The sequence below is a fragment of the Acutalibacter sp. LFL-21 genome, assembly GCF_025630755.1.
Lineage (GTDB): Bacteria > Bacillota > Clostridia > Oscillospirales > Acutalibacteraceae > Acutalibacter > Acutalibacter stercoravium.
On sequence record NZ_JAOTNT010000006.1, the window covers coordinates 198,851 to 213,532 of the forward strand.

At 55.7% G+C, this 14,682-nt stretch carries 16 protein-coding genes, 1 tRNA gene and 2 pseudogenes; 8 read left to right on the plus strand and 11 right to left on the minus strand.

The window, feature by feature from the left end; all coding sequences use genetic code 11:
* Positions 1 to 19: 19 nt before the first annotated feature.
* From ODJ80_RS09235 to ODJ80_RS09250, 4 genes are read right to left on the minus strand one after another with little or no spacing between them, the layout of a single operon-like run.
* Positions 20 to 1,024 (minus strand): phage major capsid protein, encoded by a 1,005-nt coding sequence (locus tag ODJ80_RS09235; RefSeq protein ID WP_263041844.1) that lies wholly within the window; start codon positions 1,022 to 1,024, stop codon positions 20 to 22.
* Positions 1,025 to 1,042: 18 nt separating this feature from the next.
* Positions 1,043 to 1,393: a hypothetical protein gene (locus ODJ80_RS09240; protein ID WP_263041845.1), complete on the minus strand. Its 351-nt coding sequence runs from the start codon at positions 1,391 to 1,393 to the stop codon at positions 1,043 to 1,045.
* A gap of 24 nt (positions 1,394 to 1,417) precedes the next feature.
* A complete protein-coding gene (locus tag ODJ80_RS09245) occupies positions 1,418 to 2,362 on the minus strand; it encodes a hypothetical protein (protein ID WP_263041846.1) in 945 nt (314 codons plus the stop codon).
* On the minus strand, positions 2,359 to 3,468 hold the full coding sequence (locus tag ODJ80_RS09250; protein WP_263041847.1) for a phage portal protein: 1,110 nt from the start codon (positions 3,466 to 3,468) through the stop codon (positions 2,359 to 2,361). The genes ODJ80_RS09245 and ODJ80_RS09250 overlap by 4 nt, the downstream gene beginning before the upstream one ends.
* Before the next feature lie 279 nt (positions 3,469 to 3,747).
* On the opposite strand from ODJ80_RS09250, the gene ODJ80_RS09255 reads away from it, so the two are divergent.
* Both ODJ80_RS09255 and ODJ80_RS09260 read left to right on the plus strand, forming a co-directional pair.
* A complete protein-coding gene (locus ODJ80_RS09255; protein WP_263041848.1) occupies positions 3,748 to 4,080 on the plus strand; it encodes a TM2 domain-containing protein in 333 nt (110 codons plus the stop codon).
* Positions 4,081 to 4,102: 22 nt separating this feature from the next.
* Positions 4,103 to 4,831: a TM2 domain-containing protein gene (locus tag ODJ80_RS09260; RefSeq protein WP_263041849.1), complete on the plus strand. Its 729-nt coding sequence runs from the start codon at positions 4,103 to 4,105 to the stop codon at positions 4,829 to 4,831.
* A 142-nt stretch (positions 4,832 to 4,973) separates the two neighbouring features.
* Here ODJ80_RS09260 and ODJ80_RS09265 read toward each other — a convergent pair whose 3' ends face one another.
* From ODJ80_RS09265 to ODJ80_RS09285, 5 genes are all read right to left on the minus strand, one after another.
* Complete coding sequence (locus tag ODJ80_RS09265; protein ID WP_263041850.1) at positions 4,974 to 5,507, minus strand: ECF transporter S component; 534 nt, start codon at positions 5,505 to 5,507, stop codon at positions 4,974 to 4,976.
* A gap of 18 nt (positions 5,508 to 5,525) precedes the next feature.
* Entirely contained in the window at positions 5,526 to 6,236 is a 711-nt protein-coding gene (nagB, locus tag ODJ80_RS09270; RefSeq protein WP_263041851.1) for a glucosamine-6-phosphate deaminase, read from the minus strand.
* 6 nt (positions 6,237 to 6,242) lie between these two features.
* Positions 6,243 to 7,166 (minus strand): DMT family transporter, encoded by a 924-nt coding sequence (locus ODJ80_RS09275; RefSeq protein ID WP_263041852.1) that lies wholly within the window; start codon positions 7,164 to 7,166, stop codon positions 6,243 to 6,245.
* Positions 7,156 to 8,547 carry an MATE family efflux transporter gene (locus ODJ80_RS09280; RefSeq protein WP_263041853.1) on the minus strand — a complete coding sequence of 464 codons (1,392 nt, stop codon included), beginning with the start codon at positions 8,545 to 8,547 and terminating at the stop codon, positions 7,156 to 7,158. The genes ODJ80_RS09275 and ODJ80_RS09280 overlap by 11 nt, the downstream gene beginning before the upstream one ends.
* A gap of 197 nt (positions 8,548 to 8,744) precedes the next feature.
* Positions 8,745 to 10,124, minus strand: a complete 1,380-nt coding sequence (locus ODJ80_RS09285; RefSeq protein WP_263041854.1) for an ABC transporter substrate-binding protein — start codon at positions 10,122 to 10,124, stop codon at positions 8,745 to 8,747.
* A 599-nt stretch (positions 10,125 to 10,723) separates the two neighbouring features.
* Here ODJ80_RS09285 and ODJ80_RS09290 point away from each other — a divergent pair.
* Together ODJ80_RS09290 and ODJ80_RS09295 are read left to right on the plus strand one after the other, a co-directional pair.
* Positions 10,724 to 10,815, plus strand: a tRNA-Ser gene (locus ODJ80_RS09290).
* A 181-nt stretch (positions 10,816 to 10,996) separates the two neighbouring features.
* Positions 10,997 to 11,191: pseudogene (locus tag ODJ80_RS09295) on the plus strand (terminase TerL endonuclease subunit); the annotation flags it as partial.
* A gap of 10 nt (positions 11,192 to 11,201) precedes the next feature.
* Here the strand turns inward: ODJ80_RS09295 and ODJ80_RS09300 are convergent.
* Together ODJ80_RS09300 and ODJ80_RS09305 are read right to left on the minus strand one after the other, a co-directional pair.
* Entirely contained in the window at positions 11,202 to 11,351 is a 150-nt protein-coding gene (locus tag ODJ80_RS09300) for a phage terminase large subunit family protein (RefSeq protein WP_263041855.1), read from the minus strand.
* A 96-nt stretch (positions 11,352 to 11,447) separates the two neighbouring features.
* Positions 11,448 to 11,678, minus strand: a complete 231-nt coding sequence (locus ODJ80_RS09305) for a hypothetical protein (RefSeq protein ID WP_263041856.1) — start codon at positions 11,676 to 11,678, stop codon at positions 11,448 to 11,450.
* Positions 11,679 to 11,722: 44 nt separating this feature from the next.
* Here ODJ80_RS09305 and ODJ80_RS09310 point away from each other — a divergent pair.
* The 4 genes and pseudogenes from ODJ80_RS09310 to ODJ80_RS09325 form a co-directional block, all read left to right on the plus strand.
* Positions 11,723 to 11,944: pseudogene (locus ODJ80_RS09310) on the plus strand (phage portal protein); the annotation flags it as partial.
* A 148-nt stretch (positions 11,945 to 12,092) separates the two neighbouring features.
* Positions 12,093 to 12,377, plus strand: a complete 285-nt coding sequence (locus ODJ80_RS09315; protein WP_263041857.1) for a hypothetical protein — start codon at positions 12,093 to 12,095, stop codon at positions 12,375 to 12,377.
* A 196-nt stretch (positions 12,378 to 12,573) separates the two neighbouring features.
* Positions 12,574 to 13,347 carry a DUF6602 domain-containing protein gene (locus tag ODJ80_RS09320; RefSeq protein WP_263041858.1) on the plus strand — a complete coding sequence of 258 codons (774 nt, stop codon included), beginning with the start codon at positions 12,574 to 12,576 and terminating at the stop codon, positions 13,345 to 13,347.
* A gap of 9 nt (positions 13,348 to 13,356) precedes the next feature.
* Complete coding sequence (locus ODJ80_RS09325) at positions 13,357 to 14,667, plus strand: SMODS domain-containing nucleotidyltransferase (protein ID WP_263041859.1); 1,311 nt, start codon at positions 13,357 to 13,359, stop codon at positions 14,665 to 14,667.
* Positions 14,668 to 14,682: the final 15 nt, after the last annotated feature.

Here is a 14,682-nt window from a genome sequence, read left to right on the forward strand (position 1 = left end):
CCTTCCTCCACATTTCCGCTTACTCTACCGTGTAGCTCACACCCTGGGCCGCGCCCTCAAAAATGCGGGCAAAGCCTGCAATGGCGCTGACGGAGATCTTCTCCAGCTGCCGGTCGATGAGCTTGTCGCTGTCCACCAGCACGTCCCCAGCCTGGACCATCTCCAGGGCGCAGTTCTTGTCCAGGGCGATGATCTTGCCCTCCTCCATGCCGGGCACATGGACCAGGGCGGCCCCCAGGGGAGTGACCAGCTTGCCGGTGCCCTGGAAGTTCAGCCCTGCCTGGGCGTCTTTAAACTCGCTGATCTGCAAGAGCTTCTGGATGCCGTCGGTGCCCGCGGCGATGGCATTGAGCTGGTAGGGAGCCAGGCTGCCCCACAGCTTCAAAAAGTCCGCATAGCTCAGGGACGTGCTGGAGGCAAAAGTGATGCCGTCCTTGCTGCCGTCGCCGTTGATGAGCACGTCCACCGCGTCCTCCAGCTGGGCTGCGGCAATGCCCGCGCCAATCTGGCCCAGTGCCACGGTGAGCAGGTCCAGCTTCTGGAAGCGCAGGGCCTCATAAGAACTGGAGAGAACCCGTCCCCGCTTGTACAGGGGCACCAGGCCGCTGCCCAGGCGCAGGGTGGTCTGGGGCAGCTGGGCCCCTTCAGAGACCACGGCGGCCTGCCAGGTCTCGTCCTCCGCGTCGATGGTGCGGTAGTCCATGCCGTCAATGCGGGTGACCGTGGCCACCAGGTCGTTCACCTGGCTCACCCGCTCCATGCCCTGGCGCACGGCCCGGGACACATACTCCGGAAACAAGGCCGCCCCTGCCGAAGTGGCGAAAAATCGCTCCACCGGGTCGGAGCCGGGACCGCTGACTTTGATGTCAAAGCGCTTCAGCTGGCGCTGGAAAGCGTCCAGCCCTTCCAGGGGCGTGCCCCGGTACTGCTCCGAGCGGTCCAGCTCCTCCAGCACCTGGGTAAAACTTTTGCCAGGAACGCTGTACATCCCTTTTTCCAGTGTAATATGTTCATATCCTGCCATAACCCATTCCTCCCTTTCTCAGCAAAAGATAACGCCGCAAATTCCTGCGGCAGTGTCCACATCCGTGACAATGCCCGGGCGGCCCGTGGTGCCCGCGTCCAGCTTCCCGCTGGAATCCAGGGCCAGCAGGGCGCAGCCCACCGCCAAATCACTGGCGCAGGGCAGGCGCATATACCCCGCCACCTGCACTGCGGCCAAGTCTCCCTTCACACCCAGCACCAGGCCCACCGGGGTGGTGCTTACCGGGCAGACCTTCACTGTGTTGTTGGCGGCAAGGGATACCAGGTCCCCCTCCTTGGCGGCAGTTCCAGTGGTGTCCAGTTTCATGGTGACCACCTGTTCGGCCACTCCCTCATACGAAATGCTCATATCCTTTCCCCTTTCTCAACTGTGTCAAATGCAAAACTCCCCATTGGATGCCTCCCGCACCCCTTGGGCCTCCGGCGCCAGCTGGGGCTTCAGCGGCAGCTTCTGCCCCGCCAGCTTCTCATAGGTCTCCGCCATCTGGGAGAGCTCCGGCAGGGCCAGGGCCTTCACCACCGCCTCCATCACAGCGCGGGGGAGTTCCGGCTGCAGCACGGCGCTGTACTTCAGCACGTCCCCTTGCAGCCTCTCCCGGTAGGAGCGGCCCCACTGGGCCTCTTCTTTCCACGCCTTCACCTGGGCCAGCAGTTCCCCCGCCTGGGATTTGGTCAGCAGCACCCCCTCCTCGGGGGCCTCCTCCAGGCGCTTTTCAATATCCATGTCCATCCCTCCTTCATAGTGCTTTACAACCCCCGCGGCCCGCTGGGCGGGCACCGCCACAAAAGAGCACTCATAGGCGTCCGCCGGGTCACACAGCACCCGGTGGCACCGGCGCCCGCCATAGGTGCGGCCCTTTACGTGCTGGCACTGTTCCTTCCCGCACAGGGAGCACACCGAGCGCTTCATAGAGCAGCCCACGCTCACCTCCTTCAAAATGCCGCTCTCGATCAGCTCGATGACCTGGCGGTTCTTCTCCGTGCGGGGCAGATATGCCTTGGCGGTCAGGCGCACATAAGGCTCTCCCGCCTGGGTTGTCTTGTCTGGCAGTTCTTCCAGGCCCGTGTCATAGATACGGGCTGTCTGGCTTGCGGCGCTCCTCTGGTGATCCAGCAGAACTGTCTTTCCCAGGAACAGCTCCCTCAGACCCTCCAGGGCCTCCCGGGAGAAGCGCTCAAAGTCCCGGTCCACCTCGTTGTCACACAGCACCAGAGAGAAGGTGTACACCTCCTCCGGGCTGTAGGCCCGCCGGGTGTAACGGCCGATCTGCTCCATATCCGGCGCCGCGGCGTTCTTCCGCACCAAGCCTTCTTTCATGTCTCCTCCTTTCGTTCCAGCTGCCGGGCCCGGGCGTTGAGATACCGGGCATTGGCATGGTCCACCTCATCCTGCATGGTGATTTGCTCCCACTCCACCCGGCACTGCGGGTCATAGCCCGCCAGGGTGAGCCAGGTTCGGCAGATTTTCTGGATCACAGGGGTCAGCAGCCCGCGGTAGGCGTCCAGCTCGCTGGTGAGCATATCCGCCTGCTGGCTGGACATCCGCTCCGTAGAGGACCAGGAAAGCCCCAGCAGGAAGGGGGGCACCCCCAGCTTGGCCACGATCTGCTCCAGCATCTGCCGCACGGGCACCTCGCTGTCCAGGATTTGGTTGTCCGCGCCAATGGCCTTGATGGACACGTCCCCCACCGCCACGAAGTCGCTGACCTCCCGGCTGTGCATGGCCCGTCTCCACTCCTCCGCCATCTGGCGCGCCCGGTCCCCTGCGTACAGGCCGGAGGGGTCGGGCTTGCAGGTGACGGCAAACCGCACGTTCCCCAGCCTGTCCCAGTTGACCCCCAAGGTCTTGTAGATTTTCAGCAAGATCTCGCTGACAAACGGCAGCCCCCGCAGCAGGGAGGTGCCCCAGATGGAGCCCGCCTCCGGGGCCAGGGCGGAGAGCAGCAGCAGCTCGGGATAAGGGCAAGGCCGTTTCCGATCCCCCTCCCACACGGAGACAGCGGCCTCCAGGGGGCCCTTCGGTTCCAGTTCTATCCCGTCCAGAGAGGCGTTGTACAGGGCAGCCACCTGGCCGCCTCCCAACACCATCTCCCCCACCGCGTTGCCATAGGTGAGCAGCTGCTCGAAGTAGACGCCCAAAAAGGCCTGCACCCCGTGCTCCATGGCGTTTACCGGGACGGACTGCAGAAACTCCTCCAGCTCCCGCTGGGCCTGCGCTTGGGGGCAGGAGACGGTGAACTCTCCCAGCAGTCTGCGAAGTTTGCCGATGGCCGCGTCGATGATGGGCACGCTTTCCCGCAAAGCCCGGTAGAGCCGCCTCTCCCCGGGACCCGAAGGCGCGCCCCCCGCCAAGCGGAAAGACTCCTCCGGACGGGTCTGCACCGAAAGGGCCGCTTTTTCCTCCTTTCTCCGAAACTTCAACATGCGTTCCTCCTTTCTGAAAGCAGCCAGAAAAAACTGCTTTCATAATACCCTCCAAAAAGCGAAAATTTTGCCCGTTTTGGGGCAATTTTTTCAAAAAATTTTTCAAAAAACTTTCAGTCTTTAATTTTATCTTACTTTGAGGGCCCGTCGCTTGATTTCTAAAAAGTGGTAGTGTAAGATAAGAACAGAAGAAAACACAGCGTCTCGAGACCGATGAAATAGCAAGCCGCCCACCGCCCCCATTTGGGACGGTGCGGCCCGGGAAAGGAATGGATCTCTATGCCAGATTATTACAATTACGACCAAAATTCCGGTCAACAGCCCATGTACAACCCACCCCAATATCAGCCCCAGGCCGGCATGGAACCCCCGCCCGGCTATGTGCAGAAAAGCCGCATGGCCGCCGGCATTCTGGCTATTCTGATGGGCACCTACGGCATCCACAGCTTCTATCTTGGGAACACCTCTAAGGGACTGATGCAGCTGCTTCTCTCTTTGTTCACCTGCGGCATCGGCGCCATTGTGATGCTCATTTGGGGCATTGTGGACGGGGTGCGCATTTTGGACGGCCGCATCAACACCGACGCCAACGGCGTCTTCTTAAAGGATTAATCATTAAAAAAGGAGAACCGCTATGACTGATTTTGATAACAAGGAGCTGCAGGAACAGCCAGAGGCCGCCGCACCGGCCCCCTCCTCTGAACCCGCCTCCCAGCAGCCCCCCGCAGCCCAGCAGGAGCCCCAGCCCGCCCCTCAAGAGGAGGCTGCCGCCCCCCAGCCGGAAAAAGCCGCGGAGAGCACACCTCCTTATGGAGGCCATGTTCCCCACCTGACGCTGGACCCCAATGAGGCCGAGCCCTTTCAAAACGACCCCTTCCACACGCCAGAGCCCCCTCGGGCACCGGAACCTCCCAAGCCCGAACCCGAGTACCAGCAGCCGCCTCAGTACAACGAGCCTGCCTATGGCGCCCCGCAGTACGGGACTCCCCCCTACGGCCAAGGGCAGTATGGGGCCCCACAGTACGGCGGCCCCCAATATCAGCCCCCACAGTACAGCCAGCCCCCGCAGCAGCCTTATTATCCGCCCCAGTACAATGTGCCTCCGGCGGGCTATACGCAGAAAAGCCGTATAGCGGCCGGCCTGCTGGCAATCATGCTGGGATTCCTGGGAATACACAATTTCTACCTGGGATTCACCTCCCGGGGCGTGGCCCAGCTGGTCATCTCCCTGGTGGGAGGCGTGGTCACTTGCGGCCTGGCCACCCTTGCTGTGGTTGTCTGGGCCTTTGTAGAGGGCGTGATGCTTCTTTCCGCCTCTCCCTCCCGTATGTATGACGGCCATGGCGTCATTCTGCGCGACTGAGAAAACACGCTGCCGGAAACAAAAAAACACAAGGGCCGCCCAGCCAGGCGGCCCTTTCTCTATCGCTTTCAGGCTTGCAGGCATAAAAAAGCGCCGTCCTAAAAAGGGAACGGCGTTTTTTATGCGATATGGGGCAGCTCCTTCACGGTCTGGACGCCGCTCCGCAGCGGCGCAGCGCCAGGGTGATCAAAGGGAGCGACGCTGCCTGAAGCACAATGCCCGGCAGGCAGTGGACAAAGGATTCCTGCACCCACAGGCTCCAGGTATAGCCCGGCACAAAGGCAAAGGCATCCAGCAGGCCGCAGAAGACCCGGCCCAACAGCATGGTCCCCAGCAGGGAAACACTCACGTTCAGCACCGGCGGGGCCGCCGCCAGCAAGGCGGTCAGCAGGCCGGCCAAAAAGCCGTAGATAGCCAGCTCCCACAACAGGCTGATGGAGAGAAGGCCCTCCGGGGCTCCGGAGAAAAGCTGGGGCAGCACAGGGATGAGCAGCCCACAGGACAGGCCATAGGCCGGGCCGCAGAGCAGCCCGCACAGAAGGACGGGCAACTGCAAGAGCAGCAGGACCTGCTCTCCATTTTCCACCCAGCGGAAAGCCCCGGGCAGAAGCAACCCCAGCCCCACGCACAGGGCCGCCAGCAACAGGTCCAGCAGGCAGCGCTTCGTCTTTCCCATGGCGGTTTCCTCCTTTTCCTATTCCTCCCGGCAGACGATGACTGTCACATCCCGGTGCAGCTGCAGCACCGAAGCGGGCACCTGGGGCGTCACCCTGCCCGTGAGGGCCTCCTCCAGAATATAGCGCTTATCCGCCCCCGCAATGAGCAGAATGCGCTCCGCTTTCAGAATGGTTCCCACGCCCATGGTGATGGCCTGGGTGGGCACATCCTCAATACGTTCAAACAGCCGGGAATTGGCCTGGATGGTGCTCTCTGTCAGCTGCACCGTATGGACCACCGGGGGAAAACTGTCAGAAGGCTCGTTAAAGCCGATGTGCCCGTTGCGGCCAATGCCCAAAAGCTGCAGGTCCACCCCGCCCAGGCTTTGGATCAAGGCCTCATACCGGTGGCATTCCTCCTCCAAGTCCGGGGCAGCGCCATTGGGAAGATGGGTGTTCTCCCGCTGGAGATTCACCCGGCTGAACAGGTGGTGGTCCATAAAAAACCGGTAGCTGTTGGGGTCATCCCCCCTAAGTCCGCAGTACTCATCCAGGTTCACCGTGCGCACCTGGGAAAAGTCCAGCCGCCCCTCCCGATGGGCCTCCACCAGGCGCTCATAGGTTCCAATGGGGCTGGAACCTGTGGCAAGGCCCAAAACACACCGGGGCTTCAGCAGCACCTGCGCCCCGATGAGCTCTGCCGCCAAAGCGCTCATTTCCTCATAATTGCTCACTTCTAATACGCGCATCCTCACTCAACCCTTTCCATTTATAGCCCGGCCTTTCTTGCTGGGCAGCTGCGCCAAAATCACGGCCACAAACACCAGAGCGCACCCAAAAAGTTCCCGCAGGGACAGGGCCTGCCCCAAAATTGCCCACCCCGCCAAGGCGGCAAATACCGACTCCAGGCTGAGGATGAGAGAGGCCACAGTGGGGTTCACCGTGCGCTGCCCTAAAATCTGCAGGGTATAGCCCACCCCGCTGGAAACCACGCCTGTATACAGCAGAGGCACCCAGGCGGAAAGAATATCCCGCCAGGTGAAGCTCTCCAAAAACAGGGCCAGCACCAGGGCGAACGCCCCCGCCACCAAAAACTGCACACACGAGAGCCTTACGCCATCCACCCCAGCGGGGACGGAGTCGATGACCAGGATATGCAGAGAAAATACCACGGCGCTGGCAATCACCAGCAGGTCGCCAGAGGCGATGCCCGCTCCCCCTTTCACGCTGAGAAGGTAAGCGCCCACCAGCGCCAGCACTACCCCCATCCAGACTTTCAGCCCGGGGCGGCGCCCCAGGAAGATGCCCAGCACCGGCACGATGACAATGTACAGGGCGGTTAAAAAACCGGCCTTTCCCGCTGAAGCGGTCTGCATGCCGGCCTGCTGCAGCAGGGTGGCCCCTCCCAACAGAAGGCCGCAGGCGGCGCCCCAGCCAAAGAGGGCTTTCTTCCCCGGAGCGGGGGCGGCCTCTTCCGGCTGTGCCCCGCTCCGCATACGGGAGGCCAGCCCAATTACCGGCAAAAGAGCCACGCATCCAATAAAGTTCCGCACAGCCGTGAAAGCGCAGGGCCCCAGATAGTCCATGCCCACGCTTTGGGCCACAAAAGCCGTGCCCCAGATTAAGGCGGTAAGCATCAGCATGGCCCCGCCCCGCAGCTGCTTTGTCTCATTCCCCATGCACTGGGACCTCCTTTTCCTCTGTGGACGCATCCCGCGTCAAGTTCTTCATCCAGTTGTACCGGTTGATTTTCACAATCGCCACAAAACATTTGAGGATCTGATCGCACTTCAAGCAGGCGAACACCACCCAGGGCGGCGCCCCCAGCCACATGGCAATCAGCGACGAGGGGATGACCACCAAAAACACGAAGATGGTGTCGTTCTTAAACACAAAGGAGATGTCCCCGCCGGACTTCACCAGCCCAAACAGGCAGGCCGCCTGATAGCAGGTGCCGATGATGGTGACAGAGATCACATTGATGAACTGGCGGGAGTACTCCTGGGCCTCGGGGCTGGCATTGTACAAGGAGATAAAGCCATCCCGGAAAAGGAACACCGCCGCCCCAGAGATGAGGCCCACAAAGAGAAAGATCATCTGCACGGTTTTCGAGTATTCCTTCATCTTCTCATACTGGCCGGCGCCCACGGTCTTGCCGGTGATGATGCCCACTGCAGAGGACATGCCGTTCATCCAAACGTAGACCAGGTTGTGGAGCATCCCTGTGATGCTGGCCGCCGCGATGACCCCCGCGCTGTAATACCCCAAAATCTTGGTGTTGGCCAGGGAATTGACCGCCCACACCACCTGCCCGCCGATGATGGGCAGGCCATAGCGGACAAAATCCCGCAAAAGCTGGCCATCCGTATGGAGCAGATCCCTCCATCCAAAGCGAAGCTTTTTATCCACAAAAAACACATATCCAATGCTGACGCACATCTCCATAATGCGAGAGATCAGCGTGGCCACCGCCGCGCCCCGCACCCCCATGGCGGGAAACCCCAAATGCCCAAAGATGAACACATAGTTCAGGCACACGTTGACCACCAGGGCCATGCAGGAAATATACAGTCCAATGCGGGCGGTCTCCACGCTGCGCATGGCGGCGATCATCACCTGGGAAACGGAGAAAAAGAGGTAGGTAAAGCCCACAATCTGCACATAGGCCGCACCCTCCCGGATGACGCCGGGCTCCGTGGTAAAAATGCGGATAACCCACTGGGGGAACAGCACCGCCACCAGCGTGGTGAACAGCCCCACCCCCAGGGCGAACTTCACCCCAATGGAAACCACCTTGCGGATGCTGTCCCTGTCCTTTCTGCCCCAGTACTGGGCGGCTAAAATCAAAATCGCGCCCTCAATGCCGCCCACAAACATCTGCACCACAGATTGGAGCTGGCCTCCTACATACACGCCAGAGATGGCGTCATCCCCCAGGGACCCTATCATCACGTTATCTGCAAAATTCACCGCAAAGGTAACCAGGTTCTGCAGAGAGATGGGCACCGCCAGCAGAATCAGCGACCGGTAAAAGGACCGGTCCTTGGTAAACAGAGCCATACGCTTCCTTCCCCTTTGCCCGGCGTCCGGGCCAAAATTCCCGCTTTTTCTGCGGTTGGCTTTCATTATAGCACTGGCAGTTTCTCAGTGTAAAGGGGCTTGCGGGCAGTTTCCCCTCTTTCCCCCATGAGAAAGAGACAAAAAGGGCGCGGCTTTCGCCGCGCCCTTACAGAGCCTGTCACAAGGTGGTTCCGCCTTTACGCAGAGGCGGAGCTTTCAGAAGAGGAAGAACTGTCCTGGGAGGACTCTGCACTGCTGGAAGAGCTCTCCGAGGCGGAACTTTCTGAAGCCGCGCTGGAGCTGCTCGCAGAGGATTCGCTGCTGGAGGAAGACTCCGCCTCATCCGGCAGGGGGGTGCCGTCCTCCCGCAGGGCGCCCTGCCGGAACAGGGCCAGCTGGGTCTCGGGGGAGGCCACCCCGTCGGCAGTCAATCCGTTGGCCTCCTGGAAACGGCTGACACAGTCCGCCGTGGTGGCGCCGTAATGGCCGTCATACTCCTCAGTCAAATAACCCAGCTCCTCCAGGCGCTGCTGCAGCTCCAGAACCGCGTCGCCGGTGTCGCCCTCCTCCAGGGTCTCATACTGGGCCAGGAGCTCCTCCTCTTCCAGAGCGGAACTCACCTGGTTTTCAATCTCAGAAGTGGGGTCACTCGCCTCTGTGGAGTTCTCCTCCAGCAGTTCTGGGAAGGCATTGGCGCAGATTTCATAGGCGGCCTCAATCACAGTGCGGCCCTGCCGCTCCATCAAGCTTGTATCCAGCTCGAACACCTTGTCCTGCTGAACCGCCTGGAACTCGTCGAAGCGGCTGTCACTTTCAATCTGCTCCTTGATGCCGGGGGCGCAGAAAATCACATTGGGGTTGGCAATGCGCAGGGACTCGAAATCGTACTCTCCCCCCTCCACGCTGTCAAAAACATTGGTAACGCCAGCATAGGACATGATGGTGCTTCCGAACATATCCCCAGTCACAGCGCTTCCATCCAGATCATATAAGTAGCAGGCAGTGGTTACCGTATCCTGGGGGACGATGCGGTTGATATTGTCCAGGGTGATGAAGATATCCTGGGCAGCAGCAATTCCCGCGTCATATCCGGCGCCGCCGCCCGCCAAAGCGGAGGCCACCTGGGAATAGAGGCGCTCAAAGTCCTCCCGGTCCGTAGCGGGCTCCACAGAGAGCACCGTAACGCCGGCCCCCTCCAGGGCGCTCTGCGCGTCGCTGCTGTTGGAATCCAGCAGAACCAGGTCAGGCTGCAAGCCCTGGATGGCTTCTACATCGCCAGCCGCCACCTTCTCCAGTTCCTGCAGGGCGCTCTGGCTGCACTCCTCACTGGCACCCGCCAGCTGGGTTTCGTAACCCAGGGCAAGAACCACATCCGCCAGGCTGGGAGAAAGCACTACCACCCGGCTGGGCCGGGACTGGATGTTTACGCCGTTTACCTCCACAGGGAATTCCCCTGTCGCCGCCACTCCCGAGACGATTTCCTCCACCTGAGAGCAACCGGCAAAAGCTCCGCATGCCAGCAGCACGCACAGCAGCAAGGCCGCAACGCGCCGCAAAGCACTGATATTCCGTCGCATCGTGCAAGACACTTCCTTTCCGAATGGAACCGCCAAAACGGCCCGGCATTCGTGGATAATCTTCTTTATTTTACCCTGATTTCCCCCAGTGTGTCAACTCCTTTGAAAAAACCTTGACTTTTTCCCCGTTGCAGACTACAATAGACAATACCTGAGCTGTGAGGAGATCCGCTCTCTGCAGCGGCCGGGCAGCGGCCTATTTCCTGTTCGGCGAATGTTGCACATGTAAAGCATTTCCACTTTTCGCTTTTGCATGAAGGGCTCTATTCTGTGCTTTTTCTGGTGTTTGATTCCAAAGCAACGAAAAGCTTTCTAACTTTACACTTCCAATTTCACCAGGGCTGCTGTAGAGAAAAGCGGCGACTGCTGTATGTTCTCTTTCAGAAAATTAAATCTTGGAGATGTACCCAAGTGGTTGAAGGGTCCGCACTCGAAATTTTCCCGGAATTTGGGAAGCCGAGCTTCCAAAAATGGCTCTAGACCGCGGGTTTCCGGGTTTGGGGCGGTTCTAAGGCGGCCCCTGTTCTAACGGTTGTTCTAAGGAATTTTCAGAAAACAAAAATTACTCACAAAAAGTTCCTTTCACGGGAATTTTATATGGAGATGTACCCAAGTGGTTGAAGGGTCCGGATTCGAAATCCGGTAGGTCGGTTCCGCCGGCGCTGGGGTTCAAATCCCCACATCTCCGCCATATTAAGGAACAATCTTTAATACAAAAACAGCCTTCCAAATCGGAGGGCTGTTTTTGTATCTGGGCCCGGAAAGCCTAATATTATGGACTTTCCTGGCTTTTTCTGTTTTCCGGGAACTTGGCGGATTATGCTGTCATCATCTTGTTTCCCATTGTGGCGAGCATTTAGTCCCATAGCGTCCCTGTCTTTCGCTGGATGATGGACAACATTTACATTCGAATCGACCCGGCAGGGAACATAAAACCGGACAAGGAAAAATCCACAGAAAAAATCGATGGCGCCGTTGCCACCGTTATGGCCCTTGATCGGGCAATCAGATGCGGCAACGACACCAGCGAGTCAGTCTATGACAGCAGAGGGCTGCTGTTTATCTAATCTGCAGGGATTAGTCATCATCCTCGCCATAACCATAGACAGTGTTTTTAGTCCGGCAATGAGGACAGATGATGTAGGCGTTGGGATTGTCACCATCCTCCCAGGGCAGCGTAAGGTCTCCTCCGCTGAGGGACATTCCGCAATTGATGCAGTCTTCCATAGCTAATCCTCCTTAATTTAGTGACTCGTTTTCTGATGCGCTTTGCTGATCAGGCTGCTCCGTGCCTTCGAGTTCAGTAGACTCCACCTCCAATTCTTAATCTACCTGCTGTAATTCGTTAATCCGTTCAGCTTTTTTACGATGAAAATCGAAAGCTATCTTGATTGCGCTAACTACAGTAAGTGTACCGAGTATGCCGAGCCCAAGTCCTTTCTTCAGACCGATTTTTTCGCCTATTTCCATGCCGCTTTTTGCAGCATATTTAGTTAAGGCAGTAACACCTGCGGACATTTTGCCGTTGCCTATTACCCGGAGCTTTTCAGTCATATAAGGTGCAGCTTTACCGGCGCTGGAATTGATCAGGTCTATAGGGCAACGCCTATGCCCAGATCATCTGCAACGGTAAGGGCGAGGCCACTGCCCCCTATCCGCTGATGCCAAACCGCATGGTGGTGGACAGGGACACCAAGGGCCGGCTCTACTACCAATATACCACCAGCACCGAGGACGCTCCCACCATGAAGGGCGTCACCGTCAACCTGCCGCCCTCGGATGTGCAGCACATCCCCGGCCAGGGCTTTGACGAGCTAGTAAGCTAATTCAAGGCCACCAGAAAAAAAGGCCGACACCCTGCAGGAAGCACTTATACACTGTATCGGTGGAGAAAATACCGCAATCAATTCCCTCGTGATAGAAAACAGGCTCCACGATCTGAACAAGGACTTGGACCGGCTGCTTACGATGGATGAGAGTGAAATCGGAGATCTGCGAATCAAGCAAATCAGCAACGAAATGCTCCAGCTGAGGCAAATGAAAAAACATGCGGAACTGGATGCCAAGCAGGATATGGGCCGAGAAAACAAGGCCAGGGAGATCATGGAACTCATCTCCGCAGAAGATCTCGACCTTACGGAGTATTCCGACACCCTGGTGTACCGGGTGATCGAACGAGTAACCGTCCTCTCCAAAGAAGAGATCCGCATCCGCTTCGTCGGTGGGTTTGAACTCACGCAGCCCCTTCACTAAGAAGCAGGCACAGAGAGATGCTGACAGCTTGTGCGCTGCCGGTGTCTCTCTGTGCCTGCTTTTCTCGTTGAGAAATGGGGAATTTTGTGGTATAATTAAAGAGTTATCAATGGATATGAAAAATCGGTAAATTTAAAGATGCCCATTAAGTGATATATAGTACTTAAATTTATCGCACACACAGGAGGCGGTGCAAATGTCGGAAATCAGTCTATCTGACCTGTACTCTAATATGCAAGCTGAAATGTTACAGACTCTTCATACTGGTTCGGTTCCATTTGCACATTCAGGAACAAAAGGCGACAATACGGAAGCCAATTGGATTGCCTGGTTTAAAAAATATCTGCCCGCTCGATATGCAGTTGACAAGGCTATTGTCATAGATTCGGGGGGCAAATGCAGCCAACAAATCGATTTGGTAATTTATGACGCACAGTATTCTTATATGGTATTTCAGCAACAAGAGAGCAAACTCATCCCTGCCGAAAGCGTGTATGCTGTTTTTGAAATCAAACAGAATCTCAATAAAGATCACATGGAGTATGCCCAAGAAAAGGCAGAAAGTGTTCGTTCTTTAATTCGCTCATCGGCACCAATTCAACATGCAGGTGGTCAGTATAAGCCTAAACCTTTGCATGAAATTCTTGCTGGAGTTTTGACCACAAAGAGTGATTGGACTGCACCAATTGCGCCCAATGTCGTTAAGTATATCAATATAACAAGCCATAATAAGCGGTTAGATTTTGTGTGCTCTGTTTCCGACAATACATTCGTTATTGATAACAACATATTTGTTAGTCAATATGATGCATCTAAAACTCCTACAATCCGATTTTGTGAGCAAAATGATTCTCTTGTTTTTTTACTTCTTAACCTATTGAAGAGATTACAGGATATTGGCACGGTTCCGGCAATCGATTATAGAGAATATGCAAGTAAAATTGATAGCAAATATTATAAAGTCATGTAAAGGAGAGTTATGGCTAAACAAAAAGATTTTGATGCTTTTTTGAAAAACATCGAACCCAGCACAACGACAGTTTCATACATTAGTAGCATTCAAACCAATTTACGAGCCTATCTAAAGGAGCATGAAAGTTACAAGAGTGTACATGTCGACACATTTTTATCTGGCTCCTATGCCAAGCATACTTCTATTCGCCCTGTTGCGGGTGATAATAAGCGGGATGTTGATATTATTGTCGTAACAACATATTCTTCTGAAAAAAGCTCAGTTGATGTATTAAATGAACTTCGAGACACCTTGGCGGAAAAAAGTGATTATTCCTCTGCCAAAGTTCAGCACCACTCTGTAGGAATCGATATGAGTGGTATTAGTGTTGATGTCGTTCCAGTCATTGTAGATGAAAACGATAATCAACTTTATTACATAGGGGACTCAGAAACTGGAAATTGGACTGTAAGCGATCCTAAAGGCCACAAGGTATGGTCTACTGAAGTAAATAAAAGCAATGATAGAAAATATAAGCCTCTTGTAAAAATCTTCAAATGGTGGAGACGAGTTAATTGTCCTGATAATCGAAAATATCCCAAAGGTATCACGCTCGAAAAAATTATAGCAGATAATCTTGGAGACTGTACTCTTTCCACAGAAGATTTTTTGATAGGTACTATACAAAATATTATTTCTGCGTATAAAGAAGATTATGTTTCCCAAAAAATCAACCCAGAAATTGACGATCCTTCTGATAAAATTGTTGGCAATAATTTGTTATCCGGTTACTCCATAGACGATTTTTCCGCATTCATTGAAAAGCTTGAGGAACATGCAAATTTGCTTAATGCAGAGGGGACAGCAAATGATATTTGGCGGAAAATTCTTGGATGCGAGTTTCCAAAAGAAGATTCTGCCAATAGTTCGTCCATTTCTAATTTGCAAATGTGTATTAATGCACCGCACCGCCAACGTCTGCTATGGCCCATGCAGCGTGGTGGGGCCGCATTTATTTCCGCTCGAGTTATTAACTCCAATGGGGAGAAAATAGAATACACAAGCAATGGAATACCTTTGGAGAAGCAGTGTTCCTTGCTTTTTAAGGCATTGACAGGTGTTAAACCTCCCTACACGGTAAAATGGCAAATCGTTAATACTGGGTTGGAAGCACAAAATGCACATTGCCTCCGCGGAAATTTTGAAGACTCTGATGTTGGTGCCGATTGTAAGCGGGAGTCAACATCATATTCCGGCACACATTCTGTTCAGTGCTTTATTATTAAACGTGGTATCTGCGTTGCAAAAAGTCAGGAATTTATTGTTAATATTCAATAACTTAAAATTTTAAAC